General features: G+C 39.7%; 18 protein-coding genes. 11 read left to right on the forward strand and 7 right to left on the reverse strand.

Going from position 1 to position 25,234, the window contains the following annotated elements:
* Positions 1-91 precede the first annotated feature (91 nt).
* The 4 genes from RM529_RS00720 to RM529_RS00735 all read right to left on the reverse strand — a co-directional run bounded on the left by RM529_RS00720 (position 92) and on the right by RM529_RS00735 (position 10,665).
* On the reverse strand, positions 92-3,370 hold the full coding sequence (locus RM529_RS00720; protein ID WP_311482827.1) for a VCBS repeat-containing protein: 3,279 nt from the start codon (positions 3,368-3,370) through the stop codon (positions 92-94).
* 296 nt (positions 3,371-3,666) lie between these two features.
* On the reverse strand, positions 3,667-5,757 hold the full coding sequence (locus RM529_RS00725; RefSeq protein WP_311482828.1) for an endo-1,4-beta-xylanase: 2,091 nt from the start codon (positions 5,755-5,757) through the stop codon (positions 3,667-3,669).
* Between the two features lie 15 nt (positions 5,758-5,772).
* Positions 5,773-7,605 (reverse strand): RagB/SusD family nutrient uptake outer membrane protein, encoded by a 1,833-nt coding sequence (locus tag RM529_RS00730; RefSeq protein ID WP_311482829.1) that lies wholly within the window; start codon positions 7,603-7,605, stop codon positions 5,773-5,775.
* A 12-nt stretch (positions 7,606-7,617) separates the two neighbouring features.
* Entirely contained in the window at positions 7,618-10,665 is a 3,048-nt protein-coding gene (locus RM529_RS00735) for a SusC/RagA family TonB-linked outer membrane protein (RefSeq protein ID WP_311482830.1), read from the reverse strand.
* Positions 10,666-11,028: 363 nt separating this feature from the next.
* Between RM529_RS00735 and RM529_RS00740 the strand changes: the two genes are divergently transcribed.
* Both RM529_RS00740 and RM529_RS00745 read left to right on the forward strand, forming a co-directional pair.
* The gene (locus RM529_RS00740; RefSeq protein ID WP_311482831.1) at positions 11,029-12,180 is read left to right on the forward strand and encodes a glycoside hydrolase family 43 protein; all 1,152 of its coding nucleotides are present in this window, start codon (positions 11,029-11,031) and stop codon (positions 12,178-12,180) included.
* An 11-nt stretch (positions 12,181-12,191) separates the two neighbouring features.
* Entirely contained in the window at positions 12,192-14,120 is a 1,929-nt protein-coding gene (locus tag RM529_RS00745) for a sialate O-acetylesterase (protein ID WP_311482832.1), read from the forward strand.
* Between the two features lie 143 nt (positions 14,121-14,263).
* On the opposite strand, the gene RM529_RS00750 is transcribed toward RM529_RS00745, so the two are convergent.
* Entirely contained in the window at positions 14,264-15,943 is a 1,680-nt protein-coding gene (locus RM529_RS00750; RefSeq protein WP_311482833.1) for a glycoside hydrolase family 43 protein, read from the reverse strand.
* Positions 15,944-16,267: 324 nt separating this feature from the next.
* Here RM529_RS00750 and RM529_RS00755 point away from each other — a divergent pair, with 324 nt between their 5' ends.
* Entirely contained in the window at positions 16,268-16,540 is a 273-nt protein-coding gene (locus tag RM529_RS00755) for a hypothetical protein (protein ID WP_311482834.1), read from the forward strand.
* Here RM529_RS00755 and RM529_RS00760 read toward each other — a convergent pair.
* Complete coding sequence (locus RM529_RS00760) at positions 16,537-17,124, reverse strand: riboflavin synthase (RefSeq protein ID WP_311482835.1); 588 nt, start codon at positions 17,122-17,124, stop codon at positions 16,537-16,539. The two genes, RM529_RS00755 and RM529_RS00760, sit on opposite strands and share 4 nt — an antisense overlap.
* 61 nt (positions 17,125-17,185) lie before the next feature.
* Between RM529_RS00760 and pdxA the strand changes: the two genes are divergently transcribed.
* The 8 genes from pdxA (at position 17,186) to RM529_RS00800 (ending at position 24,202) form a co-directional block, all read left to right on the forward strand.
* The gene (gene pdxA / locus RM529_RS00765; RefSeq protein ID WP_311482836.1) at positions 17,186-18,262 is read left to right on the forward strand and encodes a 4-hydroxythreonine-4-phosphate dehydrogenase PdxA; all 1,077 of its coding nucleotides are present in this window, start codon (positions 17,186-17,188) and stop codon (positions 18,260-18,262) included.
* A gap of 67 nt (positions 18,263-18,329) precedes the next feature.
* A complete protein-coding gene (locus RM529_RS00770) occupies positions 18,330-18,863 on the forward strand; it encodes a YceD family protein (RefSeq protein ID WP_311482837.1) in 534 nt (177 codons plus the stop codon).
* Positions 18,864-18,876: 13 nt separating this feature from the next.
* The gene (gene rpmF / locus RM529_RS00775; RefSeq protein WP_081208252.1) at positions 18,877-19,074 is read left to right on the forward strand and encodes a 50S ribosomal protein L32; all 198 of its coding nucleotides are present in this window, start codon (positions 18,877-18,879) and stop codon (positions 19,072-19,074) included.
* Positions 19,075-19,252: 178 nt separating this feature from the next.
* Complete coding sequence (locus RM529_RS00780) at positions 19,253-20,248, forward strand: beta-ketoacyl-ACP synthase III (protein ID WP_311482838.1); 996 nt, start codon at positions 19,253-19,255, stop codon at positions 20,246-20,248.
* 21 nt (positions 20,249-20,269) lie between these two features.
* The gene (gene accB, locus RM529_RS00785) at positions 20,270-20,779 is read left to right on the forward strand and encodes an acetyl-CoA carboxylase biotin carboxyl carrier protein (protein WP_311482839.1); all 510 of its coding nucleotides are present in this window, start codon (positions 20,270-20,272) and stop codon (positions 20,777-20,779) included.
* Positions 20,780-20,833: 54 nt separating this feature from the next.
* On the forward strand, positions 20,834-22,186 hold the full coding sequence (accC, locus tag RM529_RS00790; RefSeq protein WP_311482840.1) for an acetyl-CoA carboxylase biotin carboxylase subunit: 1,353 nt from the start codon (positions 20,834-20,836) through the stop codon (positions 22,184-22,186).
* Between the two features lie 743 nt (positions 22,187-22,929).
* Complete coding sequence (gene mtgA, locus RM529_RS00795; protein WP_311482841.1) at positions 22,930-23,601, forward strand: monofunctional biosynthetic peptidoglycan transglycosylase; 672 nt, start codon at positions 22,930-22,932, stop codon at positions 23,599-23,601.
* Between the two features lie 148 nt (positions 23,602-23,749).
* Positions 23,750-24,202: a transcription elongation factor gene (locus RM529_RS00800; RefSeq protein ID WP_311482842.1), complete on the forward strand. Its 453-nt coding sequence runs from the start codon at positions 23,750-23,752 to the stop codon at positions 24,200-24,202.
* 64 nt (positions 24,203-24,266) lie between these two features.
* On the opposite strand, the gene RM529_RS00805 is transcribed toward RM529_RS00800, so the two are convergent.
* Complete coding sequence (locus tag RM529_RS00805) at positions 24,267-25,232, reverse strand: ABC transporter ATP-binding protein (protein WP_311482843.1); 966 nt, start codon at positions 25,230-25,232, stop codon at positions 24,267-24,269.
* Between the last annotated feature and the right edge of the window lie 2 nt (positions 25,233-25,234).

Genomic DNA, 25,234 nt, shown 5'->3' on the forward strand with positions numbered 1-25,234 from the left:
AGCTTGTAAGACCTAAAGTTCCTATGTTATCAAACTAAAAAATCCTGCGGGCGGCAGGATTTTTTGGTCTTAGATAAGATTTTCTGTTTACCTATTTCCTTTTAAAGATGGTAAGTGGACCGTTGTTGTTGGCCATTATGTAGTGGGCTTCTTCTCTTATCTTAATACCTGCCATTCCCTTTACATTATATCCGTTATAGAAACTTATATCCCTCTCAGGTTGTAAATTCCCTTCGGAATCTGAAACTAAAATATAGCCTGTGTTAGAATCGTACCTTATAGTCTCTACTTCAGCCTCAAAAATTCCTCCAACACCAATAACATCGGGAAAACCATCGTCGTTTATGTCTGTTATCTGAAAATCCATTGTAGGGCCAATTTGGGCTTTAGTGGGTAACTCCTTTTTCGTAAAGCTGCCATCTCCATTGTTTATTACAATAATAGAACTGAAGGTGTATACTTCCTTATGATAGGAGTTGGAAATTTCTTCTTCCCCATAAATGTCTTGTAGTGATGAAGATGCAAATTCTTCATAAGTCGGTATTTTTTCACTAACAAAGGGGTTTTGTACTGTAGAACATTCCTTTCCCCGTACTGGCACTAATTTACCCTGGTAAACCTTGCTCAATACCATATCGTAGGTGTTATTGTTGTCGAAATTATTTCCGTAGATATGGAGTGGTTTTTCTTCAGAAGGATGAAATTTGTTGTTCTCTCCCAGGTTACCTACTAAATAATCCATATCTCCATCTCTGTCAATATCAACTTCCTTTACAGTATTCCACCAGCCTTCAGTTTTTTCAAAATCTGGTATGGATTTAAGTGCAAATTTGCCATTTCTGTTCTCCAGAATGCTTATTGGAAACCATTCCCCAACAACAATAAGGTCCTCATCATCGTCATTGTCATAATCTGAAAAAATAAGGTCGTTTACTATACCTATTTCCAGTAATTCCGGAGCGATTTCCTGGGTGATATCCTTAAAATGCCCATTTTCGTTCTCCAGGAGGTAAGATCTTGGCGCCAAAGGATACTTTCCGGGGATATGATGGCCTCCAATGGAGAGATCCAGGTCTCCGTCGTTGTCAAAATCTGTTGCGCGTACGGTTTTTGAACTAGTGCTCATTTTCGGCAATTTTTGGCTTACAGTAAAGTTTCCGTTGCCATCATTAATATAGAGTCTGTCCTGTAGAAGGGGATCATTCTCGTCTAGTTCATAACCGCCGCTGGTGACATACAAATCGAGATCCTCATCACCATCTGCATCAAAGAAAAGAGCGGCATTATCTTCAAAATCTTTCTCTTTTTCCCAAAATTGCCGATTTATACTTTCAAATCTACCTATTTTATGCTGAATATACATTTGGGCAGGCTGTCCTGCTGCACCACCAATAAAGAAATCTTCAAGTCCGTCGTTATTAATATCTGCAACCTGAAGTGCAGGGCCTTGTTCTGAAAGTTTTTGAGGGAGTAAAGCCTGCCTCGAAAAATCATTAAATGTGTTTTCTTCATGTTTAAAGTTAATCCCAAGCCTTTGCGGATCTACAGGAGTGAAATTTTGAGCGGACTTTAAGGGTTGCTCTTTGTCACCTTTATATTGCTTTTTGCTGAAGGTAATTGTTTGATTTGGCTCTATATTTTCTGCGGCCAGGACCGAATTGTCTCCCCAAATTACCTCAATCCTGTCAATTTCTGTTTCTTCACCTATCCCAAAATTCAGGATGTTACTTACTGAGGATTGGTACCCCCTGGAGGTATAAAGAACCTGATATTGTTGATTTTCAGGGGTGTACACTTTTACTTTTGTACCAATACCATTAATATTATTTTCACTTCCTGTGAGCTTTATATTAATAAAATTACCTACAGAATTGTTCTTGTAGACAGCTGCATTTCCAGAAGAATTGTTAAGAACCAGATCCAGGTCACCGTCACTATCAAAATCGGCATAAGCAACTCCGTTTGTATTTATTTTTTTATCCAATCCCCAGTTAGTGGTGCTATTTTCAAAAGTTAAATCGCCGTTGTTTTTAAAGGCGTAGTTAGAAAGTTCATCAGAAGGCATAATTTCCATCATTTCAGAAAAGGTAACATTTTCCTGTTCTTGCTGAAGTTCTCTTACCCTTGTCCTGTAATCCTGATTCCCGAGTTCCCGTTCTATTCCGTTTGAAATGAAAATATCCTTAAATCCATCATTATCAAAATCGGCAATTAAAGGTGCCCAGCTCCAGTCGGTTTTTGAAATACCCGCCAACTGCCCAATGTCGCTAAAGGAACCGTTGCCATTGTTTAGTTGTAGTACATTAGACATATACGCGTAGTGGTAACCGGAATTTACCATAGTCCGGAAACCTTCAGTATTCATGCTCGCCATATTTTGTTTTCCCCGCTGATGATCTTCTGCGAGCATGTCCAGAACCAGGAGATCGGGTAAGAAATCATTATTTATATCAGCATAATCAGAGCCCATGCTGTTATAGGAAATGTGCTTTAAACGGGTGTTGATCTGGTTGGAAAACGTTCCGTTCTTGTTGTTGATATAAAGAAAATCCGGGCCAATATAATCGTTAGCCACATAAACATCTGGCCAGTCGTCGTTATTAAAATCACCAATAGAAGCACTAAGTCCCCATTCCTTGTTGATAATACCTGCCTGTAGTGTGATATTGGTAAAATTTCCACCGTCGTTCCTAAACAGGTGATCTGAGGTTTCAGGGAAATATTGCTTTTCACCTGTAGACTCAATTTTGTTTGTGTTCCCAAAATCAGGCCGGTGGTTTACCAGGTACATGTCCAGGTCACCATCTTTGTCAAAATCAAAAAAGTAAGCCTGAATAGAGAATCCGTTATGATCCAGCCCCCACTTTTCGGCTTCATCTTTAAAAGTTCCGTCTTTTTGATTGATAAACAACTTGTTCTTCCGAAGAACACTATTTTCAATAGAGGCAGATTTACATACGTAGATATCCATCCAGCCATCGTTATTAATGTCTATCATAGTAACTCCGCTGGTCCAGCCATTACTGTCTTCTACTCCGGCTTCTGCCGTTACATCTTCAAATTTAAAATCGCCGGTATTTAAGTAGAGCTTATTGGAATTTTGATTGGAAGTGAAATAAACATCCTGAAGACCGTCGTTGTTTATATCACCAACAGCAACACCTCCGCCTGTGAAAGCATAAGGATAATTGATATAGTTAAACGCGGAATCCTGCTTTACCGTATTAGTGAATTCTATATTTGTTTTGGATTGGTCAAGCTCGGTAAACAGGGTTTCTGCGTCTGAAGTCTTTCTTTTTACTTCATCCCGGCCACAACCTGCGATAAAAATTAAGCAGATAAAAAGTATTGTTCTGAAAATAAGGGACATGTAGTACAAATTTTTGCAAATATAAAATTTCTTTCATGTTTAAATAGGAATATAAAACTAAAAACCGCCTCCACAATTAAGGAAGACGGTTTGCAGCTCTCATCACGAGATAACTATTACTCAACTCTAACTAACTACTTTCTACTTAAACTTCATTTTTATTAATCCTTAAATAGCTCCTTCAATTATTGCTCTAATTAGAGCATAATTCTATCTCACATTGTCGCCAATAAAACCGCCTCACCGTTATAAATGAGACGGCTTTCTTTTACTAGTAATTAATAAACACAGTTATTTTATTCGCTCAATGCTTGTAAGACTCCTGAGTAAGCCGCTTTCTTTTCATAATTTTCATCAAAGAGTAGAGGGAATTCTGCCCGACCATCAGAGATTAACCAACTATCTTTATCTGATACTCCCCAGAAGGTAACGCCGTATTGTTGTTCTGCGGGTACATTTCTTTGGTAAGAGTTAATCACGTATTCATACATGGCCGCCTGGTATCCATAAAGCTGAGGGGTAGGAGTAAATCCTTGTTTTTCAAAAGGATTGATTTTCACATCCAGTTCAGAAACTTTAATTTGTAATCCAGTTGCAGCAAGTTTTTGAAACATATCATCAATACCTGACTGAGAGGTGTTGATTCCGATATGCATTTGTGTTCCAATACCATCGATCTTTGCTCCTTTTTCTCTTAGTTCCTGAACATAAGCAACTAGAGAATCTACCTTAGCGGGATTTGATTCCAGGTTATAATCATTAATAAATAAATCGGCCTCAGGATCGGCCTCTTCAGCATATTGAAATGCCTTTAAAGCCCAGTCTCTGCCAAGATGGTCAGACCAGAAAAAGACATCTGTGGCCTCACTATTTACAGTGGTGTTTAGGCTTGTACGTAAACCGCTCCCGCCATCAGCCATAGGTTCGTTAACAACGTCCCAGGCATTTACATCATCTTCAAAGTGATTTACTGTTTCAGTGATAAAATTTTTCAATGCTTCGTCTACTACCTGTGCTGCATCACCTCCTTCAGAACCTCCTTCAGAGCCTGCTTCAACAAACATTATGTCGTCTACGTAATAAGTCATACTTGAGGCTCCCATATCGAAAACAATTCTTGTGGAAGAGTCATTTGCAGGAAATGTCCAGGTATATCTGGTCCATTCTGTACCAATTTCAAAATCTCCTGAATACTGAGCTCCTGCCGCTGCATTTGTGGAGTATCTTATATTTCCTCCTGAAGATTCAGCTTTTATCCACGCAGACATGGTATATTCTTCACCTACAGTAGTAGGAATAGGATCACTAACAAATTGAGTGCTATAGGCGTTTTGACCTTCTCCTGTAGCTTGTAGTGCCCTATCGCCTGATCTTACATTTTCTGGATCTGTAGTTTGCACAAGGAGGCTGGCTCCATTGTATTTACCCCAGCCAGTGAATTCATCTCCTTCCCCTTCTTCAAGTCCTCCGTTTACCGGATATGTATCAGAACCTTCAGTTTCCTCAGGTTCTGCATTAGGATCATAAAATTGTGCATCATCGAGATAATAAGTCATGGCTGAAGCTCCTAAATCTAAGGCAATACCGGTTTCTGCAGAGTTTGCCGTAAATGTCCAGCTTAGGAGAGACCAATCTGTGCCTACTTCATAATCTCCTGAATACTGAGCACCTACAGAAGAAGTAGTGGAAAATCTTATATTTCCTCCTGAAGATTCTGCTTTTGCCCAAATACTAAAGGTATAAGTAGTTCCATCAGTGGTGGCTACGGCGTCGCTTACGAACTGTGTTCTCCAGGCATCCTGTCCTTCCCCGGTGGCCTGCAATGCCCTATCACCGGTTCTAACGTTATCGGGTTCTGTTGCAGCAACCAGAAGACTTCCTCCATTATATTTTCCCCAGTTAGTGAATTCATCTCCTTCTCCTTCTTCAAAGCCGGGATTTAACAATAAGTTATCAATATTATTGCCACCACCACCACCGGATTGTTCAACAAGGCTGTTCAAGTAGATGGCGTTTTGATTAGAATGCCATCCCAGGGTATGGCCAAAAATATTGAGACCAGCATTTTTTGCTGCTGCCACCATTTCATCTGCCCTTGAGAAATTGAAATTGCCATTATTATCTACAATAGCTCCGTGCTTCATATTGTATTCCAAGGTAACATTATCTGCCTCCTGACTTACTACTTCAAGAATTTCAGGGTTGTTCGCAAAACTGGAATAGTTTATAGCAAATCCAACAGGGAATTCAGCAGTTTCCTGTAGCTGCCCTTCTGTTTCGTCGTAATCACCAGTATCTAGGACATTCACTTCGTAATCATCTGTACAGGAGGTGAAGCCTGTAAAAAGAGATACCATTATAATTGGAATATATTTAATATTTTTCATTGTTAATAATTTTTATTAATAGCCTGGGTTTTGGTATTCTTCACCATTTGGATCTGAGATACTGTTTAACTGAGATTGAGGAATTGGCCGTAACCTATGGTATGGCTCAATGTTGGGTGCTGCATCTGGATTATATTCTCTAACCCTTTCTACCAGCATACCTCTCATGGCTAAATCGGGCCATCTCATACTTTCTCCAACCAATTCTCTTGTTCTTTCATTAAGGATAAAATCCATGGTAACATTAGAGGAGGTGATTCTCATTTCTTCTCTCCGTTCCTCTACCTCTTCTGAAGTCAATTCGGGTCTAAATGCTGCCCTCTCCCTTATTACGTTCAGATAATCTGCAGCTTTGTTTAGCTGTCCCAACTGGAATGCTGCTTCTGCCGCCAGGAGGTAGGCTTCGGAAAACTTACTTACAATAAACGGCCTGCCTGATACATCATTAAAGGCTGCTCGTTGTGTGTCATCATATTTTTTTAAGTTAGGATATACTTGTATCGCCGGATTTTGATTGGTATAGTAGTCACTCGGGCCTAATACCCAATAGTTTTTAACGGGTTTTAATCTGTCTGCTTCAGCATCTGTAGGCGCCAAATATATAGCGGTGTCTCCTACTTCCAGACCTAATTCAGCTATTCTTTCAGCATAGGTGTTATAGGCATCTGTACCTTGTTCGTTTACCGTGCTTGCATACCATACAGTTCGGAAGGAATTATTATAGCGACTGTCGTTAACTTTGTCGGCAAATGCTACTTCGTAAACATAAGGAAGCGGAGCATATCTTCTCAAAGGTCGTCCATATTGAAAGGGCCTGCTATCTATTAATTGCTGGCCTGCAAGCGCACTGTTAGGATAGTTACTTGGTATAGTGGCGGTGTAGTTTGCATTAAACATATTATTTGCAATATTAACTTTATTTGAAAAGTCACTGCCGGGATTAGCAACCTCATTAGCATTGTCATTAAGCGGTAAACGTTCAACAGAAAATAAAATTTCTCTGTTATAGTCATTACCTTCCTGATGTACCATTCCAAAATCCTCTAATAATCCCGTTCCATATGCACCACTATTATTAATTAGATCTTCGGATGCTGCAAGAGAATTTTCAAAATCACCAGATTGGCTTACAGAAGAATAGCCTCTAAATAAGTAAACCTTAGACAGTAAGTGTAATGCTGCAGCCTTGGAAACGCGGAATGCATTGGAGGGACGTTGGTCGGGTAGGTTTTCACTTGCATAGATTAAGTCACTTATCATCGCTTCATAATCTTTAACCAGAACTTCATCTGTAGGTAGGCGATAGAATTCGTTTGTAGGGCTGTTATTGTACTCCAGATCTCCTGCTCCCAGGTTTACCGGAACCGCTCCAAACTGTTGAACGAGTAGGATATAATATTGCGCTCTAAGAAAACGTGCTTCGGCCATAATACGGGTCCGGGTGTTTTCCGACATATTGACTTCAGGAGCAAATTCCAGTACGGCATTTGCCAAGTTTATGTTGGAGAAGTTACGATTCCAGGGTGTTAGAATAGCACCATTATTTGCGTCTAGCGTATATGTTCCCAATCTTAATACATCACCGTCCTGACCTGTAGCGGGCTGATCTCCATAGGTCCATTCATCAGTACCTACTGTGGTAATGGCCAGGGCTCCGTTGGGGCCAAAATCATATCTTAAACCTGCATATATAGCATTAATAGCATCTTCCAGGCCAACCTGGGTTCTAAAATATTCAGGAGTAAAACTTGTATAAGGCTCCTCCTGTAAGAAATCCTCCTCGCAACTTGTTGTGAACAAGGTTATAAGGAGTAAACCTATTCCAGTTAGTTTAAAATTCAATTTCATGTTATTATTTTTTTAAAATTTAAAATTAAGACCGAAAATTAAAGATTTTGTTGGTGGAGTTCCGGCTGAAATTACAAGTGCACTTCCGCTTAAATTCCCCGGACTGGATACACCTTGACTATTATTAAAAGTGCTTGTAGGTTCGGGATCTACCCCGCCTTTATCTACATAGGGAGAATAGAGTAAGAAAGGATTTTGAGAGGTCACGTATAAACGGAGACTTTTTACAAAGGTGTTCTCAAGAGCTTCAGGGCTTAATGTATAACCAAAGTTAATACTTCTAATTTTTACAAAGGAGGCATCAAAATACCCAAGAGTAGTCCAGGCATCAGATTGCGGGCTTATTTGCTCTGCAGGTTGAGGAAAAAAGTTAGTAGGGTTATTTGGCGTCCAGTAATCAACTTTAATTTGATTTCTTCTTCCGTCATTAACTGTTAAATAACTGGATAATGTCTGGTGAGGCTGACTTATTAACGTGCCTCCTATTCTTGCATAAGTTACTACAGAAAGATCAAAGCCTTTCCAGGTAAAACGATTAGTGATACCTCCTTGCCAATCTGCTTCTGCACTTCCAATAACAGATTTATCGCTTTGGTCAATTACACCATCATTATTAATATCTTCCAATTTTAGTTGCCCCGGAACAGCTCCATAATCTGCTGCCTCCTGAGCCTCATCCAGTTGCCATATTCCTAATTTATTGTAATCAAAAATTGCACTTATTGGTTCTCCTATGTGGAGACCAGCATTTATGTCTCGTTGAAAACCACTCGTTAATTTTTCCAGTTCATTTCTGTTATAAAACCAGTTAATATCGGCTTCCCAAGAAAAACCATCTGGATCTGAAGGTCTAAGTATATCTCCGGAAAGTGTTACTTCCAAACCGCGGTTGGTCATTTCACCAACGTTTGTAACAAAGCTACCGACTGCTCCTGAGGATGCAGGTAATTGTTGGCCGTATAAAATGTTGTGAGTGCGGGCATTGTACCAATCTACACTTCCTGAAAGTCTATTTTGAAATAAGCCAAAGTCAACTGCGAGGTTGAGTGTCCGGGTATATTCCCAGTCCAGGTTTGGATCCGGGATGTTAAGAATATAAAATCCCTGTACTATGGATTGACCGTAGTTATACCTTACAGGAACTCCGCTAATAGTATTACTAACCCCCCCCAAAGTAGAATACGGGGCAATGGCCTGATTGGAAGTTTCTCCAAAGCCTCCCCGGAATTTAAAATTATTTATAAAGTCAACATTCTCCATGAAAGCTTCGTTGTGAAGGTTCCAACCTAAAGAAAATGCACCATAGGAATGGAATTCATTACCCTCTCCCAGTCTGGAAGAGCCATCCCTACGACCGGATACTGTTAGAAGGTATCGATCATCATATGCATAATTTAAACGTACCATTTGTGATTCCAGTTGCCAGGAAGATTCACCTCCTCCCAGTTCTGCAGTTGGGGAAGGGGAAGATATTCCCAGATTGTAAAATCTTACAAAATCGGCTGTTATAGAATCTTTCCGGACATTAGTACTGTAATTTTGATCTTCCTGTGCACTGTACAAAAGAGTGGCATCTATTCTATGTTTCTCTGCAATTGTTTTTTTGTAAGTAATTAAATTTTCCAAGGTATAACCGAAGGATTCCGAATTTCCTACATATGCTGTATTTCCCTGGTTGGGTCTAAAATAAGAGGGTTGTGCAGGAATGTCCTGAGGTTGGAATTGTGCATTTTGTGTCTGCCTATAATAACCTCCGGCATTTAATCTATAGGCTAAGCCATCAATAATTTCCCATTCAAAATATCCGGTATTAAAGGTATAAAGAGTCCGTACTCTGTCATCCCAGCTTCCTTCATATTCCCTTATTAAAAGTGGGCTATAAGTAGATTCCTGATCATCAATGTTTCCGGCTGGAGTTACAAGGATATCTCCATTTTCATCATACGGAGGCATTAAGGGACTAAGGGTTAAAAGAGGAAATACGTTCAAACCGAATTGAGAACCGTTGGTAATCGTTAGATTATTAAGGGTACTAATTCCTATGCTTACTTTTTCCCCTACATTAAAATCCCCATTAGCTCTTAATGAGTAACGCTCAAAATCTTGTAGTGGTAAAACAGTAGTCTCTTTAAAATATCCTAACCCGGTAGAGAAGCGGGCAGTTTCACTACCACCAGAAATATTTAAATTATGATCTGTAATTATACCGTCCTGATATACCAAATCCTGCCAGTCTGTATCTCTTCCCTGCGCAATACCTTCAATTTCCCTAGGTCTGTAACCTTCGCGAAATGGTGAAATATCACGTAAGGCGCGATATTCTTCTGCACTATAGACATTGTATTTTCTAGCCACTGTATTAATTCCTGTATAGGTATCAAGGTTAACAGTAGTTTCTCCTACTACACCATCTTTAGTAGTAATAAGAATAACTCCGTTTGCGCCCCTGGAACCATAAATAACTGTGGCCGAAGCATCCTTTAATACATCAATTGTTTCAATGGAATTTGGACTTATGTCTGTAAGACTTCCCTGGTATGGAATTCCATCTACCACCACGAGAGGGCTATTATCTCCTGTAATAGATCTGTTCCCGCGAATCCTGATTCTTGCATCTGCTCCCGGTCTGTTACCAACAGGTTGTATTTCGACTCCCGCGAGGCGACCCTGCAGTTGTTGCTGGATATTGGCGGCAGGGACTTCCCTTAGTTCTTCACTAGATGTTGAAACTATAGATCCTGTAACATCACTACGACGTTGGGTACCATACCCAACGACAACGATTTCGTCAAGGGATTGAGTATCTTCTTGCATAGTTACATTAATAACAGATCTCCCTTCTATAGGGATACTTGAACTTCTAAAACCTACAAAACTAAATGTCAGGGTTCCGGTAGGCGGAACACTGGTAATACTGTAATTACCATCAAAATCTGTAACTACTCCTCGATTGGTGCCTTCAAGTATAACGGAGACACCTGGTAAAGGCCCCATAGCATCAGATACAGTACCCGATACTGTTACTTCCTGAGCACTTACCGCTATACTGAGTAGTGACATAAAAAGGAAGACCATTTTTTTTAAAGGATTTTGCTTTCCCTTTAATACTCTTTTTTTGATCATGATGTGGTATTTCTAATTATTAGTAATAAAAAGTTTCATATATGTAAATAAACACTTAAAATTTTTTGATTTGATAAATATACATAAATATTGTTTTAACGCAATCGGTTGCGTGATAAAATGAAGAATTTTTTAAATTTTAACATTCCACGAGAAAAATACAGTGTATAAATTGCTGTAAAACAGTTTTTTAATAAATTATGTAATATTGCGAATACGATTGAGTAAAGTTTTTCATAATTTAGCTTTTGTTATATTCACTAAAAACCAACTTAATAAGAAGTTAAAACTTTAAAAATTATGAATAAGAACTTTTTACGTTCCACACTTCCAATCCTCAGTTCCCTTGTAATAATGAGCTGTGGCGACGGAAAAAAAGACACTGATGCTGAAGAAAATGCTGTACAGGAGGATTCTGTTGCAACACAAGACAACGTTAGAAGGTCTGCCTCAGAACCTTTGGTGACTGATAATTATACTGCAGATCCATCAGCTCACGTTTTTGAAGGCAAAATCTATATTTATCCTTCCCATGACTGGGATTCCGGAATTCCGGAAGATGATACAGGTGCCCATTTCAATATGAAAGATTACCACGTTTATTCAATGGAAAGCATAGGTGGGGAGGTTGAAGATCACGGGGTGGTCCTGGATGTTGAAGATGTGCCGTGGGCTTCAAGGCAAATGTGGGCGCCAGATGCTGCAGAAAAAGATGGGAAATATTATTTTTATTTTCCAGCCAAGGACGAAAATGATATTTTCAGAATTGGCGTGGCGACTGCAGATAATCCAGCAGGGCCTTTTAATCCGGAACAGGAGCCTATCGAAAACAGTTACAGTATAGACCCTGCGGTATACGAAGATACAGATGGGGAGTATTATATGTATTTTGGAGGAATCTGGGGAGGACAGCTTCAGGATTACCGCAACAATGAGTATCAGGGAGAAGAAGACATTTATCCGGCTGATGACGAACCTGCACTTTCACCAATGATTGCCAGAATGAGTGAAGATATGCTCAGCTTTGCAGAAGAGCCAAAAGAAATACAACTTCTTGATGAAGATGGAGAGCCGCTTCTTACCGGGGAAAACGAGAGAAGATTTTTTGAGGCTGCCTGGGTACATAAATATAATGACACCTATTATTTCTCCTACTCTACAGGAGACACCCACAACATAGCTTATGCAACCGGTGACAATCCTTATGGTCCTTTTACTTACCGGGGCGTGATTTTGGAGCCCGTATTAGGCTGGACAAACCACCATTCCATAGTTGAATATGAAGGGAAATGGTATTTATTTTATCATGATAGTTCCCTTTCTGAAGGCAAAACGTACTTAAGAAGCGTTAAAATGACGGAGCTTAACTATAATGAAGACGGAAGCATCCAAACCATTAATGCTATGGTTGAATCTGGAGAGGAAACCGCACAGGATGCTACAGCAGAATAAGTGAAAATTTTATGAAATATCTTTTTATTGCAGTTCTGTTTTTCGCAGGATTATATAATTCTGTATTTGCTCAGGTACATTTACCTCAACTGATCAATGACGGAATGGTACTTCAGCGTGATGCAGATGTAAAAATATGGGGATGGGCTTCTAAAGAGGAGCCCATTCTTATTTCATTCCAGGGAAAAGAATACAAAACAACGGCAAATTCCGAAGGAGAATGGTCTGTCACTGTTTCAGGTTTAAAACCTGGTGGTCCTTACAAAATGAACCTTAGTGCGAATAATGAAATTGAGCTGAAGGATATTTATGTAGGCGATGTTTGGTTGGCTTCAGGACAATCCAATATGGAACTTCCTATGGGTCGTGTGGAGCCTTTATATACTGAAGAAATTGCCAGTGCTTCTAATGATGCTTTGCGCTTTTTTCAGGTTCCGAAGACCTATGATTTTAGTAAAGCAAATGAAGATTTAGAGGGAGGAGAGTGGCAAGCGGTATCTCAACAGAATATCCGAAGTTTTTCTGCGGTAGCTTATTTTTTCGCAAAAGATCTTTATGAGCGGTATAATATTCCTGTGGGTATAATAAATGCCAGTTTGGGAGGTTCACCTGTAGAAGCCTGGATTAGCGAAGAATCCTTGAAAAAATTTCCGGAACATTTTGAAGAAGCAGAAAAATTTAAAAGCAGCCGGCTTAGAGACAGTATTGAACAAGACGATCAGGCTCGTATCCGGGGATGGTACAGTGAACTGAATAAAAAGGATTCCGGTATTTCTATGAACTGGAAAGCAGTGCCAGGAAAGGACGACTCGTGGAACGAAATGCAAATTCCGGGCTATTGGGCAGATGAAGAGCTGGGACAGAAGAACGGCGCGGTTTGGTTTCAGAAGAAGATAGAAATTCCTGAAAATTGGACTGAAAAGGACGTAAAACTATTAATGGGAAGAATTGTGGACGCCGATTCTGTTTTTGTTAACGGAACTTTTGTTGGTAACACAACTTATCAGTATCCGCCCAGGCGCTATGAAATTCCAGCCGGAGTATTGGAAGACGGAGAGAATTTAATAAGTATCCGCGTTATTAACGAATCTGGCAGGGGTGGTTTTGTGCCAGATAAACCTTATAAATTGGTGTTAGGTGAAGAGGAAATTGATCTCACCGGAACCTGGAAGTACAAACTGGGCGCTGAAATGCCAACGCTGCGCGGTCAAACTTTTATACGCTGGAAACCACTTGGCTTATATAATGCCATGATAAATCCATTAACAAATTACAGGGTTAAAGGTGCAATCTGGTACCAGGGAGAATCCAATACCGATTCCTACGATGAGTACCAGGAGTTATTTACTGCGCTTATAGAAGATTGGAGGAAAAAATGGGATCAGGGAAATTTCCCATTCCTTTATGTTCAACTCACAAATTTTATGGAAAGCAAGGACCAGCCTGGAGACAGTAACTGGGCCCGCTTAAGGGAGGCGCAAACAGAAACCCTAGCTGTTCCTGAAACCGGCATGGCGGGAGCAATAGATGTAGGAGAGTGGAATGATATTCATCCACTAAATAAAAAATCTGTAGGAGAGAGGTTAGCGCAGGCAGCAAGAAATGTGGCCTACGATGAAGATGTGGTTCCCGGAGGGCCGCTTTACACTTCATTTGCCAAAAAAGGGGATTCTATTATCATCTCCTTCAAAAACACCGGGCAGGGTTTAACCACAGGTGAAGATAAAAAGCTTAAACAGTTTGCGATAGCCGGTAAGGATAAGAAATTTTACTGGGCTAAAGCCGAAATTAAGGGTAACAAGGTGATTGTTTCAAGTCCTGAGGTGAAAAATCCCGTTGCTGTGCGTTATGCATGGGCAGATAACCCTGAAGGAGCAAATCTTTATAATAAAGAAGGCTTTCCCGCTTCTCCTTTTAGAACAGACGAGTGGGAGAAATAAATTACTTCTGAATAAGAAATAAAGAGGTGATCTAAAAATGGCAATTTTCGTGCTGTAGAGAGAGCTTTAGCTGAAAAAATCAGTTAAACCCTGAAGAGCTGAAAATTTTGCCAGGCTTAGATCACCTTTTTCCTTAACGAAAATTAGTTTTTATAAACCTCATCTTCTCCGGTATATTTAAACCAGTCGAAAGCAGCTTTATTCTGAGAATCTGCTCCGTTAGAAGTGGAGTACATTCCTAAAACTGCTCCCACAAAGCCACCGGCAACGCGGGTACTTAAATATTTTCCGTCTAAATCACCTCCCAGATTCTTCCATTCAGTTTCAGTTTTATAAGAAAACCTGTAGTTGTCCTCATTAAATTCAACTTTAAATTCTACTATGGCTTCAGGAGCATCAAGGTTAGCGGATGCAAGTAAAACTTCTTCATTTTCAGATCCTTTATAGAGCTCGATTACCTCTTTGCCTTCAGCAAAAGATTTGCAGATAAAATAATAATGTGTTTCATTTTGAAAAGCTAATAAACCGGCTTTTTCATTGCTTTTTTCTGTAGTAAAATCTACAGATACAGAAGCCTCTCCGGTAAGATGCTGCTGCCTGTGGGCTACAAAGCTGGGATTAGAAGTGCCGGATACAGTCTCGGGCCGGGTTTCCATAACCAGAAAACCTTTTCTTTCGTTTAAACTGTACCACTTGTTTTTGACAGTTCTAAGGAATAGCCAGTGAAAATCAAGTTCTTCGTTATTGAAGTCTTTGGTAAAGGAGAAATTTCCATTTAGAGGAAAAATATCTTCATTAATTTCCACTCCTTCAGGTAAAGGATACTGATATTTAATTTCTTCACCTCCCAGATCAAATACAGGCCAGTCGTTCACCCATTTTACCGGTGCCAGGAATGTTTCTCTTCCGGTATTATAATAATCACCTTCATAAGGTCTCACGGCTAGAAAAACTCCATACCACTTATCATCCGGTCCAACTACAATATCTGCATGTCCGGCGGAGGTAATGGGATTCTTCCTTTCAGGATCTAAATGTCTCTGCGTAAGGACAGGGTTGTTTTTGTAAGGAACAAAATCATCATCAATATTCCTGTTTCTGTAAACTACCTCGGTATGATTTACGGCTGTACCACCTTCTGCAGTCATAAGGTAGTAATATCCGTTTTCTTTGTAAATTCGTGGTCCTTCAGCCCAAACCGGCTCTTGCGAAATATCCACTCCGCCATTTACCAGGATACGGTTTTCTCCTTTTACTTTCAGGTTTTCTTTATCAAATTCAAACATACGGATGGTGCGGTGCCCGTCATACAAGGGCTCATTGTTTGGTGCGTCTCCGTTGTAAACTATATAAGATTTTTCCTCATCAAAGAACAATCCGGGATCTATTCCCTGTACTTCGGGAAGCCAAACGGGGTTGGACCAGGGGCCAGCCGGATCTTTTGCAGTTACTACAAAATTTCCTTTACCATCCACAATGGTGCAGGTAACATAAAAGGTACCATTATTAAAACTGATGTCCGGAGCAAAAACGGCCCGTGAAACTCCAAATCCTTCCAGCTCCAGTTGTTCAGGCCGGTCCAGAACGTTTCCTATTTGCTTCCAGTTTACCAGATCTGTACTGTGGAAAATGGGAATGCCCGGATAGAATGCAAAAGTGGAATGTACCATGTAATAGTTGCCATTTCCATCATCTGTGATCGCGGGGTCGGGATAAAATCCAGCCAGGATCGGGTTTTGAAAATAATCTTGCTGTTGTGCAGTTGTTGGCAAAAACCACAAACAGAGTGCAAAAAAGGAAAGGAATAATTTAGGGTTCATCATTTAAGAATTAGGTTGAAGTTGTTAAGATAATTAAAAATGATAATGCAACAATCGGTTGCGTGACTAAGTTTCTTTACGAAATCATGTCTTTGGCCCAAAGCTTGTTCGGAAAGAGCTATCTTGGCGAAAACTTTAAGAATAATATTTTTGCATAAAGATTAGTCCTCTGTTTTGAAGTACTTGAGAGCAAACTAAAACGTCGGAATTTTCTTTAGATAAATGAAACAGAGAATATTAACTTGTGTAGTTGAACTCCTGTTTACGTCAATAAGACGGTTTAAGAAAATTTTATTGCTTAATATTGCAAAGCAGGTTTTGAAAATTATGATAGAACGAAATAAACAATTTAAAATATTACGGACTTTCCTTTTATGTGCCGTGTTGTTTTTTTCCGGATTTCAGGGATTTTCTCAAGACCCTCCAGAGCCGTGTCCTGATGGTACTCGGCTTTGTAATGGTCAATGTGTGTCACCAAGAAATTGCGGACCTGGTGTTCCGCCGCCACCGGGTCTTCCTATAGATTTTGGGATTTCAGCATTAATTGCTTCGGGGCTTCTTTTGGGTGGTTATCATCTTCGGAAGAAAAAAGAAGATTAACGCAACTCGTTTATTCGCTTTACATATTTTCCAATTACGTCAAATTCCAGGTTTACTTTATCTCCTTCTTTTAAGTCTTCAAAGGTGGTATGTTTATAGGTATAAGGTATTACGGAAACGCTGAAGCGGTTTTTTTCTGAATTTACCACGGTAAGACTCACCCCGTTTACAGTAATAGATCCCTTTTCAATTGTAATGTTTTGCATTTCGGGATCATATTCAAAAGTAAAATTCCAGCTTCCTCCCGCATCTTCAGTTTTTGTGCAAATTGCGGTTTGGTCTACATGTCCCTGCACGATATGGCCATCCAGCCTGTCACCAAGTTTCATTCCGCGTTCCAGGTTAACAAAGCTTCCTTTTTTAAGATGCCCAAAGTTTGTTTTCTGAAGGGTTTCTTTAATTGCAGTTACCTTATAAGTATCATCTTCAATAGAAACCACTGTGAGACAAACTCCGTTATGAGCAACACTTTGATCAATTTTAAGTTCGGGAGTGAATGTAGCCTTTACTTTAATGTGTAAATTCTCTTCTTCTTTTTGTAGCGAAACGATTTCCCCCACTTCTTCAATGATCCCCGTAAACATGGATTATATTATATTAGTTACATTTGTGTTGTAAAAATAGAAATAAAATATCGGGAATTTTATGAAACAAGTTCAAAAGATAAAATTGGGAATTAGTATAGGGGATCTTAATGGTATAGGGAGCGAGATTGTACTTAAAACCTTTGACGATTCCCGGATGTTGGATTTTTGTACCCCAGTTATTTTTGCTTCAGCAAAGATTATAACGTTTCTGAAAAAGCAATATAAACTGTCCCTTAATTTCCAGGGAATAGATGATCCTTCCAAAGCAATAGACGGAAAAATTAACGTGATGAACGTGTGGAAGGAGAATGTGAATATCAATTTTGGTGAAGAAGATCCCGAAGTGGGTAAATACGCTTTTCTTTCTTTAGAAGCGGCTACCGCTGCTTTAAAAAATGATGATATTGATGTTTTGGTCACTGCTCCCATAAATAAAAGCAGTATCCAGAGCGAAAACTTTAATTTTCCGGGGCACACCGATTATTTAGCCCGCGAACTTGAAGGGGAAAGCCTAATGTTTATGATCACCGATACTCTTAAAATCGGACTTCTTACAGATCACGTTGCTTTAAAAGATATTGCCAGCGTGATTACTCCGGAATTAATTCAGAAGAAAATCGACATCATTCATGAAACCCTGAAACAGGATTTTAGAATTCAGAAGCCGAAAATTGCCGTTTTGGGCATTAATCCCCATAGCGGAGATAACGGAGTAATAGGAAAAGAAGATGAAGAAATCCTAAAACCTACTTTACATAAAATAAGGGAAAAAGGAAAGCTGGTTTACGGTCCTTATTCTGCAGATAGCTTTTTTGGTTCCAAGAATTATAAGAATTTTGATGCGGTGGTTGCTTCCTACCATGACCAGGGGCTTATTCCTTTTAAAACCCTTTCTTTTGGCAACGGAGTGAATTTTACGGCAGGCTTAAATAAGGTGAGAACCTCACCAGATCATGGAACAGCTTTCGAAATTGCCGGTACCAATTCAGCCAATATAAACTCCTTTAAAGAAGCTGTCTTCAAAGCTATTGAGATCTATAAATGCAGAAAGGAATACAGGAAACTTACCCAGAATGCTTTAAAGAAGCAGGGTAGAAAAGATACTAACAAAAAATTGTTTACAAAAGATAATTAATTAATTATATTTTTTATCTTTGCACCCGCCTAAGCCTAACGGCACGGGGCTCGAAACTGAGTATGAGATGAGGAGATTAGCAGCATATACAATCCCCTTTGTGGGATTAAAGCTAGGGAAGCACCAGTTTGAGTACGATATTGATAATGAGTTCTTTGATCATTTTGAGTACGATGAATTCAACAGTGTAGATGTAAAGATCGACCTGCTGTTTGAAAAGAAAAACACCATGATGGAGCTTACCTTTAAAGCTTCGGGGACGGTAAATGTAAATTGCGACATTACAAACGAACCCTACGATCAACCAATAGACAGCAGTCTGTTTCTGGTGATTAAGTTTGGGGATGAGTATAATGATGAAGATGAGGATTTACTTATCATTCCGCATGGAGAGTTTGAGGTAAACGTACAACAATATATCTATGAGCTTATAGTGTTGTCTCTACCAATTAAGAGGGTGCATCCCGGGGTAGAAGATGGTACTTTAAAATCTGACGTGCTGGATAAACTGGAAGAACTTAGCATCGACAAAAAAGAAAAAAATAAGGAGGATGAAATAGATCCTCGATGGGATAAACTTAAGAATTTACTAAACGATTAAATAATAGCAAGCCATGGCACATCCAAAGAGAAAAATCTCTAAAACCAGAAGAGATAAAAGAAGGACACATTATAAGGCCTCGGTACCAAAAATAGCTACCGATCCTACAACAGGCGAAGCACATTTGTACCATAGAGCACATTGGCACGAAGGTAAATTATATTACCGCGGTCAGGTATTAATTGATAATACAGAAGAAGTAGAGGCTTAATGTCTTAGAGCTTCAATAAATTAAGAAAACTCTCACGCCGTGGGAGTTTTTTGTTTTTAGTTGAATAAGTCCTAAAAAGACCTTAATTTGCACCACATTTAAAAGAAAAATTAGTACATTCCTGTTAATGGACTAATATGTGCAGCGGCATGCACACTGGTGTTTTAAAATTGATTCTATGAATAAAATCACAGCAGCAATTACAGCTGTGGGTGCATACGTTCCCGACGATGTTTTGACCAACAAAATGTTGGAGGAAATGGTGGATACCAATGATGAGTGGATAACCTCAAGAACAGGCATAAAGGAGCGCAGAATTTTAAAAGATCCTAATAAGGGAACCTCGTTTCTGGCTATAGAAGCGTCCAAAGACCTACTACAAAAAAGAAATCTTGATCCGCAGGAAATAGACCTGGTACTGGTCGCCACGGTAACGCCAGATTTACCTGTTGCGGCAACTAGTGTTCATGTGGCAACACAAATAGGAGCCACTAATGCTTTTGCTTACGATATACAGGCAGCCTGCTCAGGGTTTTTATATGCAATGTCTACGGGTGCAGCTTATATTGAATCCGGCAGGTACAAAAAGGTACTTGTGGTAGGGGCAGATAAGATGTCTTCCATAATCGATTATACAGATAGAACAACCTGTATTATTTTTGGAGATGGAGCCGGTGCAGTGCTTATGGAACCCAATGAAGAAGGTTTTGGGCTACAAGATGAAATTCTTCGTAGCGATTCGATTGGAAGAGATTCTTTAAGAATAGAAGCCGGTGGATCTTTAATGCCGCCTACAGAAGAAACTGTGGCGAAAAAACTTCATTATGTACGGCAGGATGGTAAAACAGTATTTAAGTTTGCAGTATCTAACATGGCGGCGGTAAGCGAACAGATAATGAAACAGAACAACCTCAGCAACGAAGATGTAGACTGGCTAATAGCACACCAGGCCAACAAGAGAATAGTTGGAGCTACTGCCGGCAGGATGAATCTGGAAGACGATAAAGTCCTTATGAACATTCAGCGGTATGGAAATACAACTTCGGCAACTTTGCCCTTATTATTGAGTGATTACGAAAAAAAGTTTAAAAAAGGGGATAACCTTATTTTTGCCTCATTTGGAGGTGGCTTCACCTGGGGTGCTGCTTACCTTAAATGGGCTTATAATTCTTAAAAAAACCAACACTTTAATATTATGGATTTAAAAGAAATTCAGAATCTGATAAAGTTTGTAGCCAAGTCTGGTGCCAGTGAGGTAAAACTGGAAACGGGAGATGTAAAAATCACTATCAAAACCGGCTCAGATGATAAAGAAACTATAGTGCAACATGTACCTATGGCGGGACAGATGCCGCAGCAAATGCCGGTACAGCAACAGGCTCCTTCGCCTGCACCCGAACCTGCACAGCAGTCTGGTTCATCTTCTTCAGATAAAAAAGAATCAGCGTCAGAAGACAATTCAAACTACATTACGGTTAAATCACCAATTATCGGGACCTTCTATAGAAAACCTTCACCAGACAAATCTGTTTTTGTTGAGGTAGGAGATAGTATTAAAGAAGGGGATGTGCTTTGTGTGATTGAAGCAATGAAGCTTTTCAACGAAATTGAAAGCGAAGTATCCGGTAAAATTGTAAAAGTACTGGTAGACGATTCCTCTCCTGTAGAGTTCGACCAGCCATTATTTTTAGTAGATCCTTCATAATTACTGCCCATTTATCTGAAGAAAAATCTTCTTCAGAAGAAAAAAACAATAGGTATGTTTAAAAAAATATTGATTGCCAATAGAGGAGAAATTGCCCTGCGAATTATCCGTACGTGCAAAGAAATGGGGATAAAGACCGTGGCCGTGTATTCTACTGCCGATGCCGAAAGTCTCCATGTAAGGTTTGCAGATGAAGCCGTATGTATTGGCCCTCCCCCAAGTAATTTATCTTATTTAAAGATTTCAAATATTATTGCCGCTGCAGAGATAACCAATGCAGACGCAATCCATCCAGGTTATGGATTTTTATCCGAAAACGCCAAATTCTCTAAGATTTGCGAGGAGCATGAGATCAAGTTCATTGGTGCTTCGGCAGAAATGATTTCGAAAATGGGGGACAAGGCTACCGCAAAAGCTACTATGAAAGCTGCTGGCGTGCCCTGTATTCCAGGTTCTGAGGGAATTATAAAAGACTTTAAGGAGTGTAAAAAACTTGCTCAGGAAACCGGTTATCCCGTGATGCTAAAAGCAACTGCCGGTGGAGGTGGTAAAGGAATGCGTGCGGTCTGGAAACCCGAAGATCTTGAGGCAGCCTGGGAATCTGCCCGTAAAGAGGCCGATGCCTCTTTTGGAAATGACGGGATGTACATGGAAAAACTCATTGAAGAGCCGCGACATATCGAAATTCAGGTTGTTGGAGATAGCAGCGGGAAAGCCTGTCACCTTTCCGAAAGGGATTGTTCTGTACAGAGACGACATCAAAAGCTCACAGAGGAAACTCCTTCGCCATTCATGACAGATAAGCTCAGAAAAAAAATGGGCGAAGCAGCTGTAAAAGCAGCCGAATATATTAAGTACGAAGGCGCGGGCACAGTAGAATTTCTGGTGGATAAACACCGTAATTTCTACTTTATGGAAATGAACACGCGTATCCAGGTGGAGCATCCAATTACAGAGCAGGTGATCGATTACGACCTTATTCGTGAGCAAATCCTGGTAGCTTCCGGCGTGCCAATTTCAGGCAAAAATTATTTCCCGCAGTTGCATTCCATAGAATGCAGGATTAACGCAGAAGACCCCTATCACGGCTTCCGTCCGTCTCCGGGAAAAATCACCAATATGCATGCGCCCGGTGGCCATGGCGTAAGGATAGATACCCACGTTTACAGTGGCTATATCATTCCGCCAAACTACGATTCCATGATCGCCAAGCTTATTACCACTGCCCAAACCCGGGAAGAGGCTATAAATAAAATGAAACGCGCTCTGGACGAGTTTGTGATAGAAGGAGTGAAAACTACTATTCCTTTTCACAGGCAACTCATGGACGAGCCAGATTATATAGAAGGAAATTATACTACGAAGTTCATGGAGTCTTTTAAGATGAAACCCATAGAAGAAGAGTAGGAAATCACAATTATCAACAAAACCCGGAATTTTTTTCCGGGTTTATTGTTTTTGGGCGTTACCCCGTGAAAAACGGGGTCGGGCTATCCGTTTTTAGTCCCGCTCCACAAAAAAGTGTAGCGGGAGCTAACCACTCCTATCCCTAACGCAACCACGCCGCCCTATCGGGCACCCCTCCTTAAAAAGGAGTGGAACATTAAGTTAATGAAACCATGCTGGAAGTAAAGAAAATAACTCATGTTCAGCACGAAAGCTGATGAAGACGGAAGGCTAAAAGGCTCTGTTTATCTTCAGTGGTCTATAATTGTCATTTTTTAGCCTTGTCTTAAGGAGAAAATGAGAGAAGAAAAAAATTTCGTCCCTCGTCCCTCTCACTTCGTACTTAAAAAAGGTTAATTTTTGCCGTTTTCCCTATGCTATTCAAATTTATAAAAGCTCCTTCCCTTTTTTTAAGGGAAGGTGGCTTCATCAGCATGGAGCTGATGAAGACGGAAGGGTAAAAACGAACTCTGCGTATCTTCGGTGGTCTATAATTGCCTTTTTTCAGCCTTATCTTAAGGAGAAAATGAGAAGAGAAAAATTCGTCCCTCGTCCCTCGTACCTCTCTTTTCATACTTCAAAAAAGGTCTATAATTGCCAATTTTCGGTATATTGTCCTTAAGTTCTCTTAATTCAACTTAGAAAGTTTTGTAATTTCATTCCACAACAAAGCGCGATCTGCCTTTTTCTAAAGCACACTTTAAATGATAAAAAAAATCTTCAGATTTATTCTGAAACTCATCGGAATACTATTCCTGTTTTCCATATTTATGGTAATTCTCTATAAGTGGGTGCCCGTCCCATTTACGCCATTAATGGCAATCAGGTATTTCGAAAATCCGCAGGAGGATATTCGTCATGATTGGGTAGAAATGGAAGAAATTTCCCAAAATTTGCAACTGGCGGTGATTGCAAGTGAAGACCAGAATTTCCCAACTCATAATGGATTTGACATGGAAGCTATAGAAAAGGCTATAGAAAATAATAAAAAGGGAAAGCGGGTGCGCGGGGCAAGCACCATATCTCAGCAAACGGCCAAAAATGTATTTTTATGGCCGCAGCGTAGCTGGTTACGTAAAGGTTTTGAAGTGTATTTCACTTTTTTAATCGAAATTTTCTGGAGTAAAGAGCGTATTCTGGAGGTTTATTTGAATAGTATAGAAATGGGAAAAAGCATTTACGGAGCCGAGGCTGCCGCACAGGCATGGTTCAATAAATCTGCTACTGGATTATCTCAATACGAAGCAGCGGCCATTGCTGCCATCCTCCCTAACCCAAGGCAATATTCAGCCAATCCTGCCAGCAATTATATTCAGCAACGTAAAAGCTGGATTGTAAGGCAAATGAACAATTTGGGGAGATTAAATCTTGAGTGAGATTATCTAAGATTTGTAAACCTCATAGGCGAGGTCTGGTTTCCTCCGGAAAATATTAGATTTGGTAAGGTGTTGGATTTTTCAAACGTGACAGGTTTTTAAAACCTGTCACGTTTAAATCACCTTCTTAATTATAAGAAACACATAAATGAATAAAATAAAACAGCAATTATTTGAAGCTTGCGGGAACTACGTTCAGGAAAGGATTAACAGTATTTCTTCTGCAATGAAAGATCTGGAAAGTGATCTTGAAAATGAATCCAAGAGCAGCGCAGGAGATAAGTACGAAACCGGCAGGGAAATGATTAATATCGAGTGGAATAAACTTTCTAATCAATTACAGCAATTTAAGATGCTTAGAGAAACCCTGGAAAAGGCAAAGAAGAGGCAGAGTTCAGGACAAATTCAGTTGGGAAGCCTTATAAGAACCAACATGGCAAATTATATAGTGGCTATTCCCGCGGGACAAATAGATATTAACGATGAGAAATATTTCGCGATTGGCGCTAATTCGCCAATAGCACAAATTCTTCAGGATAAAAAGGCAGGAGAGGATTTTAGCTTTAACGGGAAAACAAACCAGATTGTTTCTGTGGAATAATTTTTTTTTAAAACTATCGATTGTTAGGATAAAACCTGTGAGGTTTAAAATTTTCAACTATAACTTAGCAACGGGATGCTATAAGCTTCTTCGAAATTTTAAGCCCCACGATTCTTCCAGGTTTTAATGCTGAAGAATGCATAAAGAATATATGTTGCCCGTTTAGATCGGCTTCGATGAGCCAGTTATTACCATGAAAATGGGCATTTTTTACCTTTGCCTTTATTTCAGATTTTGAGCTGAATTTGATTTCTTCAGGATATAAAATGATCTTTTTTCTGCTCTTTTCTGAAGGTTTTATACTCTTCAGCAAAACTTCATTTACATCTCCAAAAAGAGAGGCTACATAAACATTCGGCGGATTTTCATATAATTCCTGCGGACTCGCTTCCGCATAAATCTTCTGATTTTTAAGAACAATAGTTTTATCAGCAAAAGAAAGTGCATCGGTACTGTCGTGTGTGGCTACAATACAGCTGATATTTTCCTTTTTCAGGTAATCGAATAACTTGCGCCGCAAATTATTCTTCCTGAACTGATCGATATGGCTAAAAGGTTCGTCCAGTAAAATAAGTTCCGGCTTCTTTGCTAAAGCACGTGCCAGCGCTACTCTTTGCTGTTGCCCCCCGCTAAGATTTTTTGCTTTTATATCCTTTAATTCGGTCATTTCCACGACTTCCAAAAGTTCATTAATTCTCCGTTTCTTTTTTACCGGGTACATGTTGCTGAGATATTTCCCAACATTTTCGGCAACTGTTAGTGGGGGCATCAGGTCAAAATCCTGGGCAAGGTACTTCATAAATGCATGGCCGGGCACTAAATTAAAGGCAGGTCCGAAAATTTGCTCCCCGTCCCAAAGGATTTCTCCCTGCACATCATAAAGGCCGTAAATTATTTGTAACAGCGTACTTTTTCCACATCCGCTTTCACCAATCACCGAAACATTTTCTCCCTGCTTAACTTCAAAATTTATATTATTTAGTACCGGTTCTTCGGCGTATCCAAAGGTTACATTCTTAAGTTTTAGCATAA

It is taken from the genome of Autumnicola edwardsiae (genome assembly GCF_031846505.1).
Taxonomy (GTDB): domain Bacteria; phylum Bacteroidota; class Bacteroidia; order Flavobacteriales; family Flavobacteriaceae; genus Autumnicola; species Autumnicola edwardsiae.